The 16,079-nt window shown below is 68.0% G+C and carries 10 protein-coding genes; 6 read left to right on the forward strand and 4 right to left on the reverse strand.

Annotation, left to right across the window (positions count from 1 at the left end; genetic code table 11):
- The first annotated feature begins 1 nt into the window (after window position 1).
- The 3 genes from BLW02_RS12135 to BLW02_RS12145 all read left to right on the forward strand — a co-directional run bounded on the left by BLW02_RS12135 (window position 2) and on the right by BLW02_RS12145 (window position 3,655).
- Window positions 2–949, forward strand: coding sequence for a ribose-phosphate diphosphokinase (locus BLW02_RS12135; RefSeq protein ID WP_092698918.1), 948 nt, complete (start codon window positions 2–4; stop codon window positions 947–949).
- Window positions 950–973: 24 nt separating this feature from the next.
- Window positions 974–1,579, forward strand: coding sequence for an isochorismatase family protein (locus BLW02_RS12140; protein WP_092698920.1), 606 nt, complete (start codon window positions 974–976; stop codon window positions 1,577–1,579).
- 180 nt (window positions 1,580–1,759) lie between these two features.
- Window positions 1,760–3,655 (forward strand): propionate--CoA ligase, encoded by a 1,896-nt coding sequence (locus BLW02_RS12145; protein WP_092698922.1) that lies wholly within the window; start codon window positions 1,760–1,762, stop codon window positions 3,653–3,655.
- Between the two features lie 76 nt (window positions 3,656–3,731).
- Here the strand turns inward: BLW02_RS12145 and BLW02_RS12150 are convergent, their stop codons facing one another.
- From BLW02_RS12150 to BLW02_RS12165, 4 genes are all read right to left on the reverse strand, one after another.
- The gene (locus BLW02_RS12150) at window positions 3,732–7,034 is read right to left on the reverse strand and encodes a sensor domain-containing protein (RefSeq protein ID WP_092698924.1); all 3,303 of its coding nucleotides are present in this window, start codon (window positions 7,032–7,034) and stop codon (window positions 3,732–3,734) included.
- Window positions 7,035–7,043: 9 nt separating this feature from the next.
- A complete protein-coding gene (locus BLW02_RS12155; protein ID WP_092698926.1) occupies window positions 7,044–7,970 on the reverse strand; it encodes a DMT family transporter in 927 nt (308 codons plus the stop codon).
- Complete coding sequence (locus BLW02_RS12160; RefSeq protein WP_092698973.1) at window positions 7,967–8,497, reverse strand: methylated-DNA--[protein]-cysteine S-methyltransferase; 531 nt, start codon at window positions 8,495–8,497, stop codon at window positions 7,967–7,969. The genes BLW02_RS12155 and BLW02_RS12160 overlap by 4 nt, the downstream gene beginning before the upstream one ends.
- Window positions 8,498–8,558: 61 nt before the next feature.
- Window positions 8,559–10,142 carry a DNA-3-methyladenine glycosylase 2 family protein gene (locus BLW02_RS12165; protein WP_092698975.1) on the reverse strand — a complete coding sequence of 528 codons (1,584 nt, stop codon included), beginning with the start codon at window positions 10,140–10,142 and terminating at the stop codon, window positions 8,559–8,561.
- A gap of 134 nt (window positions 10,143–10,276) precedes the next feature.
- Here BLW02_RS12165 and BLW02_RS12170 point away from each other — a divergent pair, with 134 nt between their 5' ends.
- From BLW02_RS12170 to BLW02_RS12180, 3 genes are all read left to right on the forward strand, one after another.
- Window positions 10,277–11,665, forward strand: a complete 1,389-nt coding sequence (locus tag BLW02_RS12170; protein WP_092698928.1) for a phosphomannomutase/phosphoglucomutase — start codon at window positions 10,277–10,279, stop codon at window positions 11,663–11,665.
- A 174-nt stretch (window positions 11,666–11,839) separates the two neighbouring features.
- The gene (locus tag BLW02_RS12175) at window positions 11,840–13,198 is read left to right on the forward strand and encodes a 3-deoxy-D-manno-octulosonic acid transferase (protein ID WP_092698930.1); all 1,359 of its coding nucleotides are present in this window, start codon (window positions 11,840–11,842) and stop codon (window positions 13,196–13,198) included.
- 175 nt (window positions 13,199–13,373) lie between these two features.
- Window positions 13,374–16,064: a bifunctional acetate--CoA ligase family protein/GNAT family N-acetyltransferase gene (locus BLW02_RS12180; RefSeq protein WP_092698933.1), complete on the forward strand. Its 2,691-nt coding sequence runs from the start codon at window positions 13,374–13,376 to the stop codon at window positions 16,062–16,064.
- The last annotated feature ends 15 nt before the right edge of the window (window positions 16,065–16,079 follow it).

Raw genomic sequence — 16,079 nt, forward strand, 5'->3', positions numbered from 1 at the left:
CATGTTGGCTGACCCATTGCAGGCCTGCCTGCTGCATTTCGATGATGAAACCGATGCCGCCGGGCGACTGGCCCAGGCTGCGCAATTGCCCGCGAAGATGATCGAGCGCCACCGTTTCCCCGATGGCGAGCTCAAATTGCGGCTGCCGGTGGACGGGGCAGGGCGCCTGCCGCCCCAGGTAGTGCTGCTGCGCAGCCTGCACGATCCCAACGAGAAACTGGTCGAGCTGCTGCTGGCAGCCCGCGCTGCGCGCACCCTGGGCGCACGGCACATCACGCTGGTGGCACCCTACCTGGCCTATATGCGGCAGGACATTGCCTTCGCGCCCGGCGAGGTGGTCAGCCAGCAGGTGGTGGGCGGGTTTCTGGCCGGGCTGGTGGATGCCGTCATCACGGTCGATCCGCACCTGCACCGGGTGGCGACGCTGCAGGAGGCGATGGCCGTGCCCGATGCCATTGCGCTCAGCGGGGCCGAGCCGCTGTCCGACCTGATCGCCCGGCGGCGCCCGCACGCCTTGCTGGTCGGGCCCGATGGCGAGTCGGCCCAGTGGATAGCCCAGGCCGCCGTCCGCCATGGCTTTGACCACGCGGTCTGCACCAAGGTGCGCCACGGTGACCGGGATGTCACGATCGAGCTGCCACCCATCGCCGCCGCAGGGCGCGCCGTGGTGCTGCTCGACGACATGGCCAGCACCGGCCGCACCCTGGCGCTGGCCACGCGGCTGCTGCGGGCGGCAGGGGCGGCGTCGGTGGACGTGGCCGTCACCCATGCCCTGTTTGCCGGCGATGCCCTGCAGGCGCTGAACGACGCCGGTGTAGGCGAGGTTTGGAGCACCGACTGCATTCCCCATGCCAGCAACGCCGTGGCCATGGCCGAACCCCTGGCGCAGGCGCTCCGGTCGCTGCTGCAGCGCCGAGGCGGGCTGCGACAATCAGCGCCTTTGCCGTGAACTGGCCCGTTTCTGAAGGACACCATGCTGCTCGACGCCTCTGAATCCCAACTCGTTCTGGTGGACTACCAGGAACGCCTGATGCCGGCCATCTTTGAAGGCCCCGCCGTGCTGGCAAATGCGCTGCGCCTGGCCCAGGTGGCCCGGCTCATGGAGGTGCCCGTGTGGGGCACCGAGCAGAACCCATCGCGCCTGGGTGGCAACGACACTGCGCTGCGCGCCCTGTGCCAGAACACGCTGGCCAAGATGCACTTCAGCGCCGCCGAAGAAGGCCTGGGCGAATGGCTGCGTCCACCCGCAAAGCCCCAGCAGGGTGGCAATGCCCGCAGCCTGCCACGCCACCTGCAAAAACCCGCCCAGCAGGCGCCCGAGCGCGGCACCATCGTCATCGCCGGCTGCGAGGCCCATGTGTGCCTGCTGCAGACCGCGCTGGACCTGATCGAGGATGAGTTCGAAGTGTGGGTGGTGACCGACGCCTGCAGCTCGCGCACCGAGCGCAACCGCGATGCCGCCTTCGACCGGCTGGCCGGTGCGGGTGCCGAGCTGGTGACCACCGAGATGGTGGCGTTTGAGTGGCTGCGCAGCTGCGAGAACCCGGTGTTCAAGGACGTTCTGGCGCTGGTGAAATAGGGCGGCTGATCTTTCAGCCTCTTTTGGGCCTCCTGCGTTGATACAGCAGGCGCTGCTAGCTATCCAATAAATAGCGTATTGATTTCGTTTGTGCGTCAGCTTCCCGAAAGCCCGTCATGAATAATTATGAATTCAAAACCTGCAGCCCCTGCAGGGCGAGAGATGCCGAGGAGACTCCCCATGCCCAGCTATGCCGACTTTTACCGCCAGTCCATCGACCAACGCGACACCTTCTGGGCCGAGCAGGCCCAGCTGATTGACTGGCAGACGCCACCCCGGCAGATCTGCGACTACAGCAACCCGCCGTTTGCGAAGTGGTTTGTCGGCGGCACCACCAACCTGTGCCACAACGCGATCGACCGCCACCTCAAGGACCGCGCCAGCCAGCCGGCGCTGGTGGCCATCTCCACCGAAACCGATACCGAGCGCAGCTATAGCTTTGCCGAACTGCATGCCGAAGTGCAGCGCATGGCCGCCGTGCTGCAGAGCCTGGGGGTGAAGAAGGGCGACCGCGTGCTCATCTACATGCCCATGATCGCCGAGGCCGCCTTTGCCATGCTGGCCTGCGTGCGCATCGGTGCACTGCATTCGGTGGTGTTTGGCGGTTTTGCCTCGGGTTCGCTGGCTTCGCGCATCGAGGATGCCGAACCCGTGGCCATCGTCAGCGCCGATGCCGGCTCGCGCGGCGGCAAGAGCGTGCCCTACAAGCCGCTGCTGGATGAAGCGATCGCGCTGTCCAAGCACAAGCCCACCGCCGTGCTCATGGTGGACCGGGGCCTGGCACCCATGGCCATGCGCGCCGGCCGCGACCACGACTGGGCGGCGCTGCGCGCGCAGCACCTGAACGCCGCCGTGCCCTGCGAGTGGGTGGAATCCACCCACCCCAGCTACACGCTCTACACCAGCGGCACCACCGGCAAGCCCAAGGGCGTGCAGCGCGACACCGGCGGCTACACCGTGGCGCTGGCCGCCAGCATGAAGCACATTTTTGATGCCCAGGCCGGCCAGACCTACTTTGCCACCAGCGACATCGGCTGGGTGGTGGGGCACAGCTACATCATCTACGGCCCGCTGATCGCCGGCATGACCACCATCATGTACGAGGGCCTGCCCACGCGGCCCGACGCGGGCGTGTGGTGGAGCATTGTCGAAAAGTACAAGGTCACGCACATGTTCTCGGCCCCCACGGCGGTGCGCGTGCTGAAAAAGCACGACGCCTCGTGGCTGCAGAAATACGACGTCTCCACCCTCAAGGCCCTGTGGCTGGCCGGCGAGCCGCTGGACGAACCCACGGCCCAGTGGATCAGCGACGCGCTCTCGGTGCCCATCATCGACAACTACTGGCAGACCGAGACCGGCTGGCCCATCCTCACGCTGGCCAACGGCGTGGAGCAGCAGACCACCCGCTTTGGCAGCCCCGGCAAGGCCATGTATGGCTACAACGTCAAGCTGATCGATGAATCCAACGGCGAAGAATTGACCGCCCCCAACCAGAAGGGCGTGGTGGCCATCGAAGGCCCACTGCCGCCCGGTTGCATGCAGACCGTGTGGCGCGACGATGAGCGCTTCGTCAACACCTACTGGAAGAGCATTCCCGGCCGCCTGATCTACAGCACCTTTGACTGGGGCATCCGCGATGCCGATGGCTACCACTTCATCCTGGGCCGCACCGACGACGTGATCAACGTGGCCGGGCACCGCCTGGGCACGCGCGAAATCGAGGAATCCATCTCGTCGCACCCCAACATCGCCGAAGTGGCCGTGGTGGGCGTGGCCGACAGCCTCAAGGGCCAGGTGGCCATGGCCTTTGCCGTGCCGCGCGATGCTTCGGGTCTGGTGGACGACGCCGCGCGCCTGAAGCTCGAAGGCGAGGTGATGAAGCAGGTGGACAGCCAGCTGGGCGCCGTGGCCCGCCCCGCGCGCGTGTACTTCGTGACGGTGCTGCCCAAGACGCGCAGCGGCAAGCTGCTGCGCCGCGCTCTGCAGGCCGTGGCCGAGCGCCGCGACCCGGGCGACCTGACCACCATGGACGACCCGGTAGCGTTGCAGCAGGTGAAAGACCTGGTGGGCTCCTGAACCTTGTGCCCGATGGGGTGCAGAAGCTATCAAAAAATAGCTGCAAGCGCTTGATGATCAAGCGCTGCAGCCGTTTCTATATCAAATAATCCTCCGAGTTCTGACGCTGCCACTCGGCGGGCGGCTGCCAGCGGTTGGCCCATTCGATGAAGGCATCGATGGGCATGGGGTGCGCAATGCAATTGCCCTGGGCATGGGCACAGCCGAGTTGCAGCAGCAACTGGCCCTGGGCTTTGGTTTCCACGCCCTCGGCGACCACCTGGTAGCCAAACGACTGGGCCAGGCCGATTACCCCCTGCACGATGGCCCGGTCCCCCGGATCGGCCATCATGCCCCGCACGAAGCTCTGGTCGATCTTCAGCGTGTCCATGGGCAGGCGGCGCAGGTAGGTGAGCGATGAATAGCCGGTGCCGAAGTCATCGAGCGAGATGGCCACGTCCAGCGCGCGCAGTTCGGCCAGCGTCGCAGCGACGGCGGGCAGATCGTACAGCGCCGCACTTTCGGTGATTTCCAGCTCGACCAGCCTGGGCGCCAACCGGGGATGTCGGGCCAGGCACTGCACCATCCAGGCAGCAAAACCGGGGTGCTGCAGTTGCTGGGCCGAGATGTTGATGCTCACGGGTATGGCCAGACCCGCATCCAGCAGGCGTTCCAGCTGCGCCAGTGCCGCTTCCACCACCCACTCACCAAAGTCGATTTCCAGCGGGGTGCCGTCCAGCAGTGGCAAAAAGGCGGCGGGAGGCAGCAGGCCGCGTTCGGGGTGCTGCCAGCGTGCCAGCACCTCGGCCCCCACCACCTGACCCGTCTGCATGACCACCTTGGGCTGCAGAAACAGCACGAATTGCGCCTGTGCCAGCGCCTCGCGCAGACGCAGGCCCTGTTCGCGCTGCTCACGCCGGGCGCGCTCCTGGGCCGCGTCGAACTGGTGAAACCGGTTGCGCCCCGCCTGCTTGGCGGCATACATGGCCTGGTCCGCATGGCGCAGCAGGGTGTCGGCGTCCGCATCGTCCGAGGGAAACATGGTGTAGCCGATGCTGGCTGTCACGGCCACCCGCTCGGTATCGAGCGTGTAGGGCGAGGAAATGCTTTCCATCAGGCGTTGCAGCAAGCGTTCGCCATCGGTGTGCGAGGCCAGGCCCGGCAGGAGGATGGCGAATTCGTCACCGCCCAGTCGGGCCACGCAATCTTGCGGGCGCAGCGCACGCGCGAGCCGGCCCGCCACCACCACCAGCAATCGGTCGCCCGCACCGTGGCCCAGGCGGTCGTTGACGGGTTTGAAGCCATCCAGGTCCAGGTAGGCCACCCCCAGCTGGGTGCCGTGCGCCCGGGCCTGGGCCATGCTGTCCTGCAGCCGGTGGGCCAGCAGAACGCGGTTGGGCAGGCCCGTCAGGGCGTCGTAATGGGCCAGCCTCTGCAGCAGCTCTTCCTGCTCGCGCTGTGGCGTGACGTCAATGGTGACGCCGAGCATGCGCGCAGGTGTGCCGGCACCGTCGTGGCCGATGATCTTGCCCAGGTTGCGGATCCAGCGGGCGGTTTGCTGGGGCCGCATCACTTTCCAGGTGGCATCGAACGGGGTGGCCGGGTGGGCGCAATGGCGCGCCACTTCCGCCGCAATGCCGGGTAGCGCATCGGCGGCCACCGCCGTCGTCCAGTGCACGGCCGGCGCCCCGGCATCGTAGGAAGTCACGCCGCGCAGCTCGCGCCAGCGCGCGTCGCCGCTGACCATGCCGGTCTGCAGATCCCAGTCCCACAGGCCCAGCGCAGCGGCCGAGAGGGTGAGCGACAGCAGCGCCTCGCGTTCGCGCACCTGCTCTTCGCTGCGTTTGCGATCGGTGATGTCCTGCAGCGCAAACAGCCAGCAAGCCTGGCCATCGAACTCCGTGGCAAGCATCGACTGCAGTGCCGTGTGCTCCTCACCGGTGCGCGTGCGCATCTTGACCTCGAAGGCGTTGATCTGGCCGGTCTGCCGGATCGCCTCTATCAGGCGGGCGCGTTCCTGCGCCTGGAAAATACCCAGTTTGACGGCCGAGCTGCCCACCGCCTGCGCACGCGTGAAGCCCAGCAATTGCTCCCACGCAGGGTTCACTTCCACATAGGCACCGTCGCTTTGGCGCGTCATGCCCATGGGGTAGGGCATGAGGCGGAAGATGCGCGAGAACCGGTCTTCGGACTGGCGCAGCTGCTGTTCGGAACGCTTGGCCGCATCGATGTCCTGTACCACACCGCGCATGCCGATGACCTTGCCATCTTGCAGCACCGGCTCGCCACTGGCGCTCACCCAGGCCTGGCGGCCATCGGCACGGATGATTTTGTGCACCAGGCTCCATTCGGCCTGGTGCGCGAAGCAGTCGCGCATCTTGCTGCGCAGGCTCTCCTGCCAGGCGGGCGCCACGAACTGCTGGATATAGTCCTTCGGCGGCAGGGTGCCGGGGGGCAGGCCGTGGATTTCGCAGCAGATCTCCGACCAATAACCCGTGCCCTTGCCGCGCGTGTTCTCCCAGGCGCCCAGGCGCGCCATGCGGCCGGCCTGCTGCAGCAGATTGTTGAGCGCCCGCAGCTCATCGCTGGTGCGCTGCGCCTCTGTCATGTCGTGAAAGACAAACAGGAAACAGTTTTCCCCGTCCACCACGATGGGCCGGGCCGACATCAGGCCCGGCACGCGCACACCCTGGCGCTGCGCCACCATGGGCAGGCGGTCCACCTTGCCCTCGCGCTGGTAGGTGGCCAGCATGCGCGCGCGCTCCTGGCTCGACGCCCAGATGTTGAGTTCGGCAGACGTGCGCCCCAGTACAGCGCTGCGCTCTGCACCGAGCAGTTCGCAAAACGCCGGATTCACGTCGAGATAGCGCCCGTCCGATATCCGCGAGATGCCCGCGGGGTCGGGCAAGGTCTGGTAGATGGTGGTGTATCGGGCTTCCGATGCGCGCAGCGCGTCTTCGACATCGTGCTGGGCCGTGACGTCCACGGCCATGCCCAGCAAGGTGAGGGGGTGGCCGGTGGCATCGCGTTCGCCCACCAGGCCCCGCGAGATGACCCAGCGCCAACGGCCCGCCGTGTCGAGAACACGGAACTCGGCCTCGTAGGTGTCCAGTTGCCCGCGCATGGCACGCGCTATCTTGTCGGCAAGGCGCGCGGCATCGTCGGGGTGCCGCCGGGCGTGCCAGCGGTCCCAGGCATCGTCGGTGTCGGTGGCATCCATGCCGAAGGCGGCATAGAAGCGCCCATGGCATGCCAGCTTCTGGCGCCGGATGTCCCATTCCCAGTGCCCGCCGCCCAGGGCATCCAACGCCAGGCTCATCTGCTGTTCGCGCTGGCGCAGGTGCTGGTTGGCCTGCTGCAAGGTGGCTAGGCTGTCCTGGGGGGCTGGCGCAAGATCCATGCGCCGAGTTTAGGTCCGTTTCGCGGCCTGCGCGGGGGCGCGTGCGGCCCCGATCAGGCCGGTGGACAACATGGTTCCGCACACGATGACCAGCCCGCAGCCGATCATCCAGGGCGTGATGTCCTCATGCAGGAACACCGCGCCGTACACCAGGGCAAACACCGGCGCCAGAAACGTCACGGCCAGCGCGCGGCTGGGGCCGGCGTGGGCGATGAGGCGAAAGTAGAGGATGTAGGCAATACCCGTGCAGAGGATGGCGATGGCCACGATGGCCGCCCAGGCGCGCAGCCCTGGCATGGTGGCGGGCCAGAACCACAGCATGGGCACGAACAGCCCCAGCGCCGCCCCGAGCTGGCTGCCCGTGGCTGCAGCCAGTGGCGGCACCCCTGCCAGGTAGCGCCGGGCAAAGCTGGCGGCCACGGCATAGCAGGTGGTGGCCCCCAGGCAGGCGGCAATGGCCCAGGGTGCTGCATCCGATTGGATGCCAGCGCCCCCTGGTGCACGCCATGCCAGCAGCGCCACGCCCACGAAACCGATGCCCAGGCCCAGCCAGCGCAGGCGGTTGATGCGGTCGCCCAGCCAGACCCATGCGACCAGGGCGCCAAACAGCGGCACTGTGGCGTTGAGAATCGAGGCCAGCCCCGTGGTGATGTGCAGCACCGCCCAGGAATACAGGGCGAACGGGATGGCGGAATTGACCACGCCCGATAGCAGCACCGGCTTCCAGTGCCGGCGCAGCTGCGGCCACTGGCCCTGATACAGCAGGAGGGGCCAGAGGAACACCGTGGCCAGCAGCACGCGCAGCCCGGCCGTGGGCAGCGGCCCGAATTCGGACGCCCCCAGCCGCATGAACAGAAACGACGCCCCCCACAGGGCCGCCAGCAGCAGGAACTCGCCCAGCCAGGCCGAAACGGGTTGGGTGGCCGGCGCGCTCATGCCAGCGCCTGCGCCGGACGCAGCGCAGCGCCCTCCAGCTGCAGCAGCGCGCTCTTGCGGTCCAGGCCGCCGGCGTAGCCCGTGAGGGCGCCATCCTTGCCCAGCACCCGGTGGCAGGGCACCACCACGCTGACGGGGTTGCGCCCCACGGCGGCCCCCACGGCGCGCACGGCGGCCGGGCGGCCCAGCTGCTGGCTGAGCGCGCCGTAGCTGGTGGTGCGGCCGCAACCAATGGACAGCAGCGCACGCCATACATCCTGCTGGAACGGTGTGCCGCCCGTCAGGTCGAGCGGCAACTCAAACCGGGTGCGCTCACCGCGCAGGTACTGCTGCAGTTGGTCGACAGCCGCCACCAGCACCGGGTGCTGCGGGTCTTGCGGCCAGGCATGGGGCCCGTCGAGTTGCGCGGGCAGATGGCGCTGGCCATCAAACCACAGGCCGGCCAGGCCCTGGGGCGAGGCGGCCAGCCGCACGGTGCCCAAGGGGGTATCGGTGCGGGTCTGCACGGTAGCGGGGTGAAATTGCATGGTCATAAGAGTTTAGGTGAAATTATCATCAATCGCTTGCGGAATAAGCGTTAATAGCTATTTATTTAATAGCATTCGCATGACTGCCCGCCGCCCAGGCACGCACCACGGCATAGCTGCGCCAGGGTTGCCAGGCCCGCGAGGCTTGGGCGGCCGCGCGGGCCGGCTGGGGCTGGGCCTGCACGCCCATGGCCTTTTGCAGGGCCACGTCGCCGGCCGGAAACGCATCGGGCCAGCGCAACACGCGCATGGCGATGTACTGCGCCGTCCAGTCGCCGATGCCGGGCAGGGCGCACAGCGCCGCCGTGGTGGTGGCCACATCCGCGCCGCCCTGCAGCAGCAGCTGGCCTGCATCCACCGCCTGTGCCAGCGCCACGATGGCTGCCTGGCGCTGGCGCACGATGCCCAGCTGCCCCAGCGCCTCGCCGGTCGCCTGCGCCAGCACCGCAGGGGCAGGAAACAGCCGGGTGAGTTCGGGCCAGGGCGTGGCGATGGGCTCGCCAAAGCGCTCCACCAGCCGCTGCCCGAGCGTGCGCGCGGCCGCCACGGTGATCTGCTGGCCCAGCACGGCGCGCACGGCCAGCTCGAAGCCATCGAAGGCGCCGGGCACGCGCAAGCCATCGCCCTCGGGGAAAAAGGGGTGGAGCACGGCGTTGATGGCCGCCGGTTCGGCGTCCAGGTCGAGCATGGCGCGCACACGGCGTATCACCTGCGGCAGCACGGGGTACAGGCTGTCGCTGGTCTGCACCAGCACCTGGTGGCGGGCGGGGTCGAAGCGGGCGTCCAGCCAGCCGCAATGCGCCTGTGGCCCGGCAGCGCCCTGGCTTTGCAGGCGCACCGTGCGGCGCAGCACCGGAGTGGCGGCGTCGCCCGCCCATTCCACGCCGAGGAACTGGCGGCGGGAAAAAAAATCCAGCAGGGCCGGCACATCCAGCGGCGGTCGGTAGGCCAGCCGCAGCGTGGCCACTGCCACGTCTGTGGACTCGCCCGCGGGCCGGACGCCGCCACGACGCAACTGGGTCGGGTTCAGGCCATAGTGCCCGGCAAAGGCGGCATTGAAACGGCGCACGCTGGCAAAACCGCTGGCCAGGGCCACCTGGGTGACAGGCATGGGCGTGTCGGTCAGCAGCTGCTTGGCCGTCAGCAGCCGCCGCGTCTGCAGGTATTGCAGCGGCGACACCCCCAGGGCCGCTTCGAAGATACGGCGCAGGTGCCGGTCGCTCACGCCCAGGCGGGCGGCCAGCCGCGCCACCGTGGCGCCGCGCTCATCGCCCGTGGACCAGGCCTCGGGGGCATCGAGCAGCCGCACGGCCTGCTGCACCAGGATGCCGCTGGCGTCCTGCACCGACCACACCAGCGCCTGGGGTGCCAGCTCGGGCCGGCAGCGCAGGCAGGGCCGAAAACCCGCACGCTCGGCCTGTGCGGCCAGCGTGAAGAAGCGGCAGTTTTCGCGCCGCGGCGTGCGCACGGCGCAGACCGGGCGGCAATAGATGCCGGTGGATGTGACACCGGTGAAAAACCGCCCGTCAAAGCGCGCATCCCGGGCCTGCAGGGCGCGGTAGCAGCCGTCATCGGCCGGCAGGTCGATCGATGGATCGATCAGGGTGTCGGCCGGTGTGGCGGGGCGTGGTACGGGCAAGGTCATGGGGGCCATGATAGGCCTGCCGCGCCAGCCGAACTGGCCGTTTTCGGACCTGTGCCTGCAATGCAAGGGCGGTGGTGAGGGCACCCCTACAATGCAGCGAACATTCGACCTCTCTCCCAGCGAAAGACCCTCCCGTGCAACCCACACCTGCCATCTTCAAGGCCTACGACATCCGCGGCATCGTCCCCTCCACCCTGAATGAAGAAGTGGCCCTGGGCCTGGGCCGGGCCTTTGGCACCGCGGCGCGGGCCGAAGGCCAGACCACGGTGGCCGTGGGGCGCGATGGCCGGCTGTCCGGCCCGACCATCAGCAGCGCCCTGGTACGCGGCCTGGTGGAGGCCGGCATCGAGGTGATCGACGTGGGCCTGGTCACCACGCCGCTCCTGTATTTCGCGGCCAGCACGCTGTGCGCCAGCGGCATCCAGGTCACGGGCAGCCACAACCCGCGCGATTACAACGGCTTCAAGATGGTGCTGAACGGCCGTGCCATCTATGGCGACGAAATCCAGGCCCTGCGCCACACCATGGAGGCCGAGAGCTGGCAGCTGCTGCCCGGCGGCAGCGTGCGCCATGTGGATGTGCTGCCGGCCTATGCGCAGCGCATCACTGGCGATGTGAAGCTGGCCCGCCCCCTGAAGATCGTGGTCGATTGCGGCAACGGCATTGCCGGTGCCTCGGCCCCGGCCATCTTCCGCGCGCTGGGCTGCGAGGTGACCGAACTGTTTTCCGAGGTGGACGGCAACTTCCCCAACCACCACCCCGACCCCAGCAAACCCGAAAACCTGCGCGACCTGATTGCCGCCCTGCAGGCCGGCGACGCCGAACTGGGCCTGGCCTTCGACGGCGACGGCGACCGCCTCGGCATCGTCACACGCGATGGCAGCAACATCTTCCCCGACCGCCAGATGATGCTGTTCGCGCAGGATGTGCTCAGCCGCGTGCCAGGCGCGCCCGTCCTGTTCGATGTGAAATGCACCCAGCGCCTGGCGCCGGCCATTGCCGCCGCAGGCGGCCAGCCGGTGATGTACAAAACAGGCCACTCGCTGATCAAGGCGCGCATGAAAGAGCTCAACTCGCCCCTGGGCGGCGAAATGAGCGGCCATATCTTCTTCAAGGAGCGCTGGTTCGGCTTCGATGACGGCACCTATGCCGGCTGCCGCCTGCTCGAAATCCTTTCGCGCAGCGCCGACCCGGGCGCCGTGCTCAACGGCCTGCCCACCAGCTTCAGCACGCCCGAGCTCAACGTGGCCTGCGCCGAAGGCGAGCCGCACCGTCTGACGGCCGAGCTGCAGGCACTGGCCGCCGAGAGCTTTGCGGCCCCGGCGCAGATCAACACCATTGATGGCCTGCGGGTGGACTGGCCCGATGGCTTTGGCCTGATCCGCGCCAGCAACACCACGCCTGTACTGGTGCTGCGCTTCGAGGGCCACACGCCCGAGGCGCTGGCCCGCATCGAGGCGGCCATGCTGGCCCTGCTGCACCGTGTAAAGCCCGATGCCCAGGTGGGCAGCGCGGTGCACTGAAGTGAAACACCCCCCTGAGTCGCTTCGCGCCTTCCCCCCGCTCTCGCAGCGCTGCGCGCTGCGGGCAGGGGGACGCAGCCCTCGCTGCGGGGCGGCCCTTGCTTGGCTGCCTCGGCCTTGGGCCGCGCCAGTTTCATCCGATCCGGGTGGCATGCGGCATCCTGGAACGCAGAGATGAGCCTCGCACTCTGGCTGTATTCCGCCCTGACCTGGGCCGCCCAGCCGCTGCTGCGGCGCAAACTGCGGCGCCGCGCCGTCGCCGAGCCCGGCTACGGCCACGCGGTGGGCGAGCGCTTTGGCCGTTATGCACGGCCTATCGACAGCCTGATTCCGCAAAGCAGCACCGACCCGCTGGGCCGCTTTGTGTGGATCCACGCCGTATCGCTGGGCGAAACCCGGGCCGCCGCCATCTTGCTGGCGGAGCTGCGCCGGCAGCTGCCCGGCATGCGCCTGCTGCTCACCCACGGCACCGCCACGGGCCGGGCCGAGGGTGAGAAACTGCTGTTACCGGGCGATGTGCAGGTATGGCAGCCTTGGGACACGCCGGGGGCAGTGCGCCGCTTCTTGCGCCAGTTCCGGCCTGCCATCGGCATCCTCATGGAAACCGAGGTCTGGCCCAACCTGGTGGCGGGCTGCCGGCAGCGTGGCATACCGCTGGTACTGGCCAATGCTCGCTTCAATGAAAAATCCCTGCGCAAGTCGCTGCGGCTGGCGGCGCTGGCCCGCCCGGCCTATGGCGGCTTGGCGGCCGTCTGGGCCCAGACCGATGCCGATGCCGAGCGCCTGCAATCCATCGGCGCGCCGGTGCAGGGTGTGTTTGGCAACCTCAAGTTCGACGTGGTGCCCGATGCCGGGCAACGGGCAAGGGGGCGTGCATGGCGCGCAGGCAGTGCCCGGCCCGTGGTCATGCTGGCCAGCAGCCGCGACGGTGAAGAATCGATGTGGCTGGCTGCCTTGAAGCAAAAAAGCACTCCAGCGGTTGAGAAAAAAGCGCAAGCAGCTATCAATAGTGAAGCAAATTCGACGGATAAAACGGTGCAGTGGCTGGTAGTGCCGCGCCACCCCCAGCGCTTTGCCGAAGTGCGGCAGCTGCTGTGCAGCGCCGGCCTGACCGTATCGAGCCGCCGCCAGTGGGCCGACGGCCCAGAGCCCGCCGATGTCTGGCTGGGCGACTCCCTGGGCGAAATGGTGCTGTATTACAGCCTGGCCGATGTGGCCTTGCTCGGCGGCAGCTTTGCGCCGCTGGGCGGGCAGAACCTGATCGAGGCCATTGCCTGCGGCTGCCCCGTGGTGGTGGGGCCACACACCTTCAACTTTGCCGAGGCAGCCACGCTGGCCTGTGAACAGGGCGTGGCGCACCGCGTGGAAGATATCGGGCAGGGGGTGGCGCTGGCCTGTGACCTGGCCACCGACGCCCCCCGGCTGGCCGTCGCCCGCGACCTGGCCCAGGAATTCATGCAGCAGCATCGCGGCGCAGCGCGGCTGACCGCCGCCGCCATCGCGGCCCTGCTGGGCCTTGCTGCGGCGCCATGAAACGGCACGCAGCGGGGGCACAAAATGCCGGGCCAGCACCTGTGTTTCAGGCCCGTGCCTGCCGGAAATGTCACCTTGCGTACTCGGCTTTGTGCCGACACGCCCGCAGCTGTGCCACAGTTCCTCCCACCGCTGGCTGATCATTGATGGGCGGCCCGACGCCGCTGCAAGACCCATGGACAAACACTACCTCACGCCGCTTTTTGCACCCGCTTCCATTGCCATACTGGCGGGCAAGGCCGACGAACCCGAAAATCTCACCTCGTATGCGCAAGCGCTGCATCCGGCCCTGCGCGCGCAGCGCTTTGCCGGCAGCCTGCAGTTTGTCGATACCCACACCAGCGGCACGCTGGCCGACCTGGCGCAAAGAAAGGCCGATCTGGCCATCGTCGCGCTGCCGCCCGCCGAAGTGCCGGCTGCGCTGGAAGTGGCGGGGCGCATCGGCTGCCGCGCGGCGCTGGTGCTGTCGAGCGGCATGGATGCGGACCAGGCCGCCCGCCTCAAGAAAATTGCGCGCCGCGAGGGCTTGTACCTGCTGGGCCCCAATTCGCTCGGGTTCCAGCGGCCGCACCTGCAGCTCAATGCCAGCGCGGCCGGCCCGCTGGCGCGCGATGGCTCGCTGGCGCTGGTGTGCCAGTCGGGCGCGCTCACGGCGTCGATCCTGGACTGGGCCCGCAACAACGCCGTGGGGTTCTCGACCGTGGTGTCGCTGGGGCCGAACACCGACGTGGACATTGCCCAGGTGCTCGACTTTCTGGCCCACGATGCGCGCACGCAGAGCATCGTCGTCTACATGGAAGGCATCTCCAATGCCCGCCGTTTCATGAGCGCGCTGCGCTCGGCCGCCAATGCCAAGCCGGTGGTGGTGCTCAAGGCCGGGCGCAAGCCGGCGGGCAATGAGGCCGCCCAGACGCACAGCGGCACCATCGTGGGCAGCGACGATGTGTTCGACGCCGCCTTGCGCCGCGCCGGCGCGGTGCGCGTGCGCTCGTTCGTCGAGCTGTTCTCGGCGGCCAAGTGCCTGGCTTCGCGCTATCGGCCGGTGGGCAAGCGCCTGGCCATCGTCACCAACGGCGGCGGGCCCGGCGTGCTGGCGGCCGACTGGGTCAATGAGATCCTGCTGAGCCTGGGCAAGCTGTCACCCGAAACGGCGCGTGCGCTGGCGCCCCGGTTGCCGCCCCTGGCGTCGCTGTCGGATCTGATCGACCTGTCGGAAGACGCCGGCGCCGAGCACTATCGCCTGGCCATCGAGGCTGCCTGCCAGGACCGGCAGGTGGATGGCGTGCTGGCCATCCATTCCCCCAAGGCTGGCTCGGACGCCAGTGCGGTAGCCACCGCACTGGCCGAGGTCAAGCGCAGCATGAGCAAGCCGCTGCTGGCCTGCTGGATGGGCGACACCTCGGTGGTGCCGGCGCGCGCCATCTTGCTGGAGGCCGCCATCCCGAGCTTTCGCACGCCCGAGGCCGCCGTGGGGGCCTTTGGCAACATCGCCTCGTTCTACCAGAACCAGCAACTGCTGCAGCAGACACCGCCACCGCTGTCCACGCTGGCCAAGCCCGACATCGAGGGCGCGCGCCTGGTCATCGAAAGCGTGCTGGCCGAGCGGCGCAAGGTGCTGACCGAGATGGAGTCCAAGACGCTGCTGGCGGCATTCCACATTCCTGTGACCAAGACCATCCTGGCACGCAGCGCGCACGAAGCCATGATGATCGCCACGCAGATGGGCTTTCCGGTGGCGCTGAAGATCGACTCGCCCGACATCAGCCACAAATCCGACGTGGGCGGCGTGGCCCTCAATATCCACAGTGGCACCGCGGCCCGCGATGCCTACACCGACATGGTGCAGCGCGTGGCACACCTGCAGCCGCAGGCGCGCATCAACGGGGTGACGGTGCAGAACATGGCTGGCGCCCGGCGCGGGCGGGAGATCTGCATCGGCCTGGTTACCGACGACCCGTTTGGCCCGGTGATCACGTTTGGTGCGGGCGGCACCATGATCGAACTGATCGACGACCGCGCCATGGAGCTGCCCCCGCTCAACCAGTTCCTGGCACGCCGGCTGATCGAGCGCTCGCGTGTAGCCGAAACGCTGGGCGAGTGGCGCGGCGCCAGCGCGGTGGACCATGACGCGCTGGAGCAGGTGCTGCTGCGCGTGTCGGAAATGGTGTGTGCCTTGCCCCAGCTGCGCGAGATGGACATCAACCCGCTCATCGTGGACGCGCAGGGCGTCGTGGCGGTGGATGCGCGCATTGCCATCGACCACGCGGCCAACACCTCGGGCGGGCGGGCCGACAGCTTCAGCCACCTGGCCATCCTGCCGTATCCCGCACGCTACGAACAGCTGTGGCCGATGCGCGGAGGCGGTGAATACCTGGTGCGCCCCATCCACCCCGACGATGCGCAGATGCTGCAGCAACTGGTGCAGAACCTGTCGCCCGAAAGCCGGTATTTCCGTTTCATCTCGTCGATGGTGGAACTGCCGGCCTCGATGCTGGCACGCTTCACCCTGATCGACTATGACCGCGAAATGGCGCTGGTGGCCGTATTCCGCGAACGCACGGTGGGCGACGACGGCGACAGTACCGAAACCGAACGCATCGTGGGGGTGTCGCGCTACGTCACCAATCCTGACCAGTCGAGCTGCGAATTTGCCCTGGTGGTGGCCGACGACTTCAATGGCAAGGGTCTGGGTTCGCGCCTGATGCTGAGCATCATGGATGTGGCGCGCGACAAGGGCCTGGCCGAGATGGAAGGCCTGGTGCTGGCCAACAACCCCGGCATGCTCAAGCTCATGCGCAGCCTGGGCTTTGTGGTCAAGCCCTATTCAGACGACACAGATTTCAGGTTGGTCACCCACACCTTGTAGGCGCGCGCCCCTTGT

This window comes from Acidovorax soli, from assembly GCF_900107605.1.
Taxonomy (GTDB): domain Bacteria; phylum Pseudomonadota; class Gammaproteobacteria; order Burkholderiales; family Burkholderiaceae_C; genus Acidovorax; species Acidovorax soli.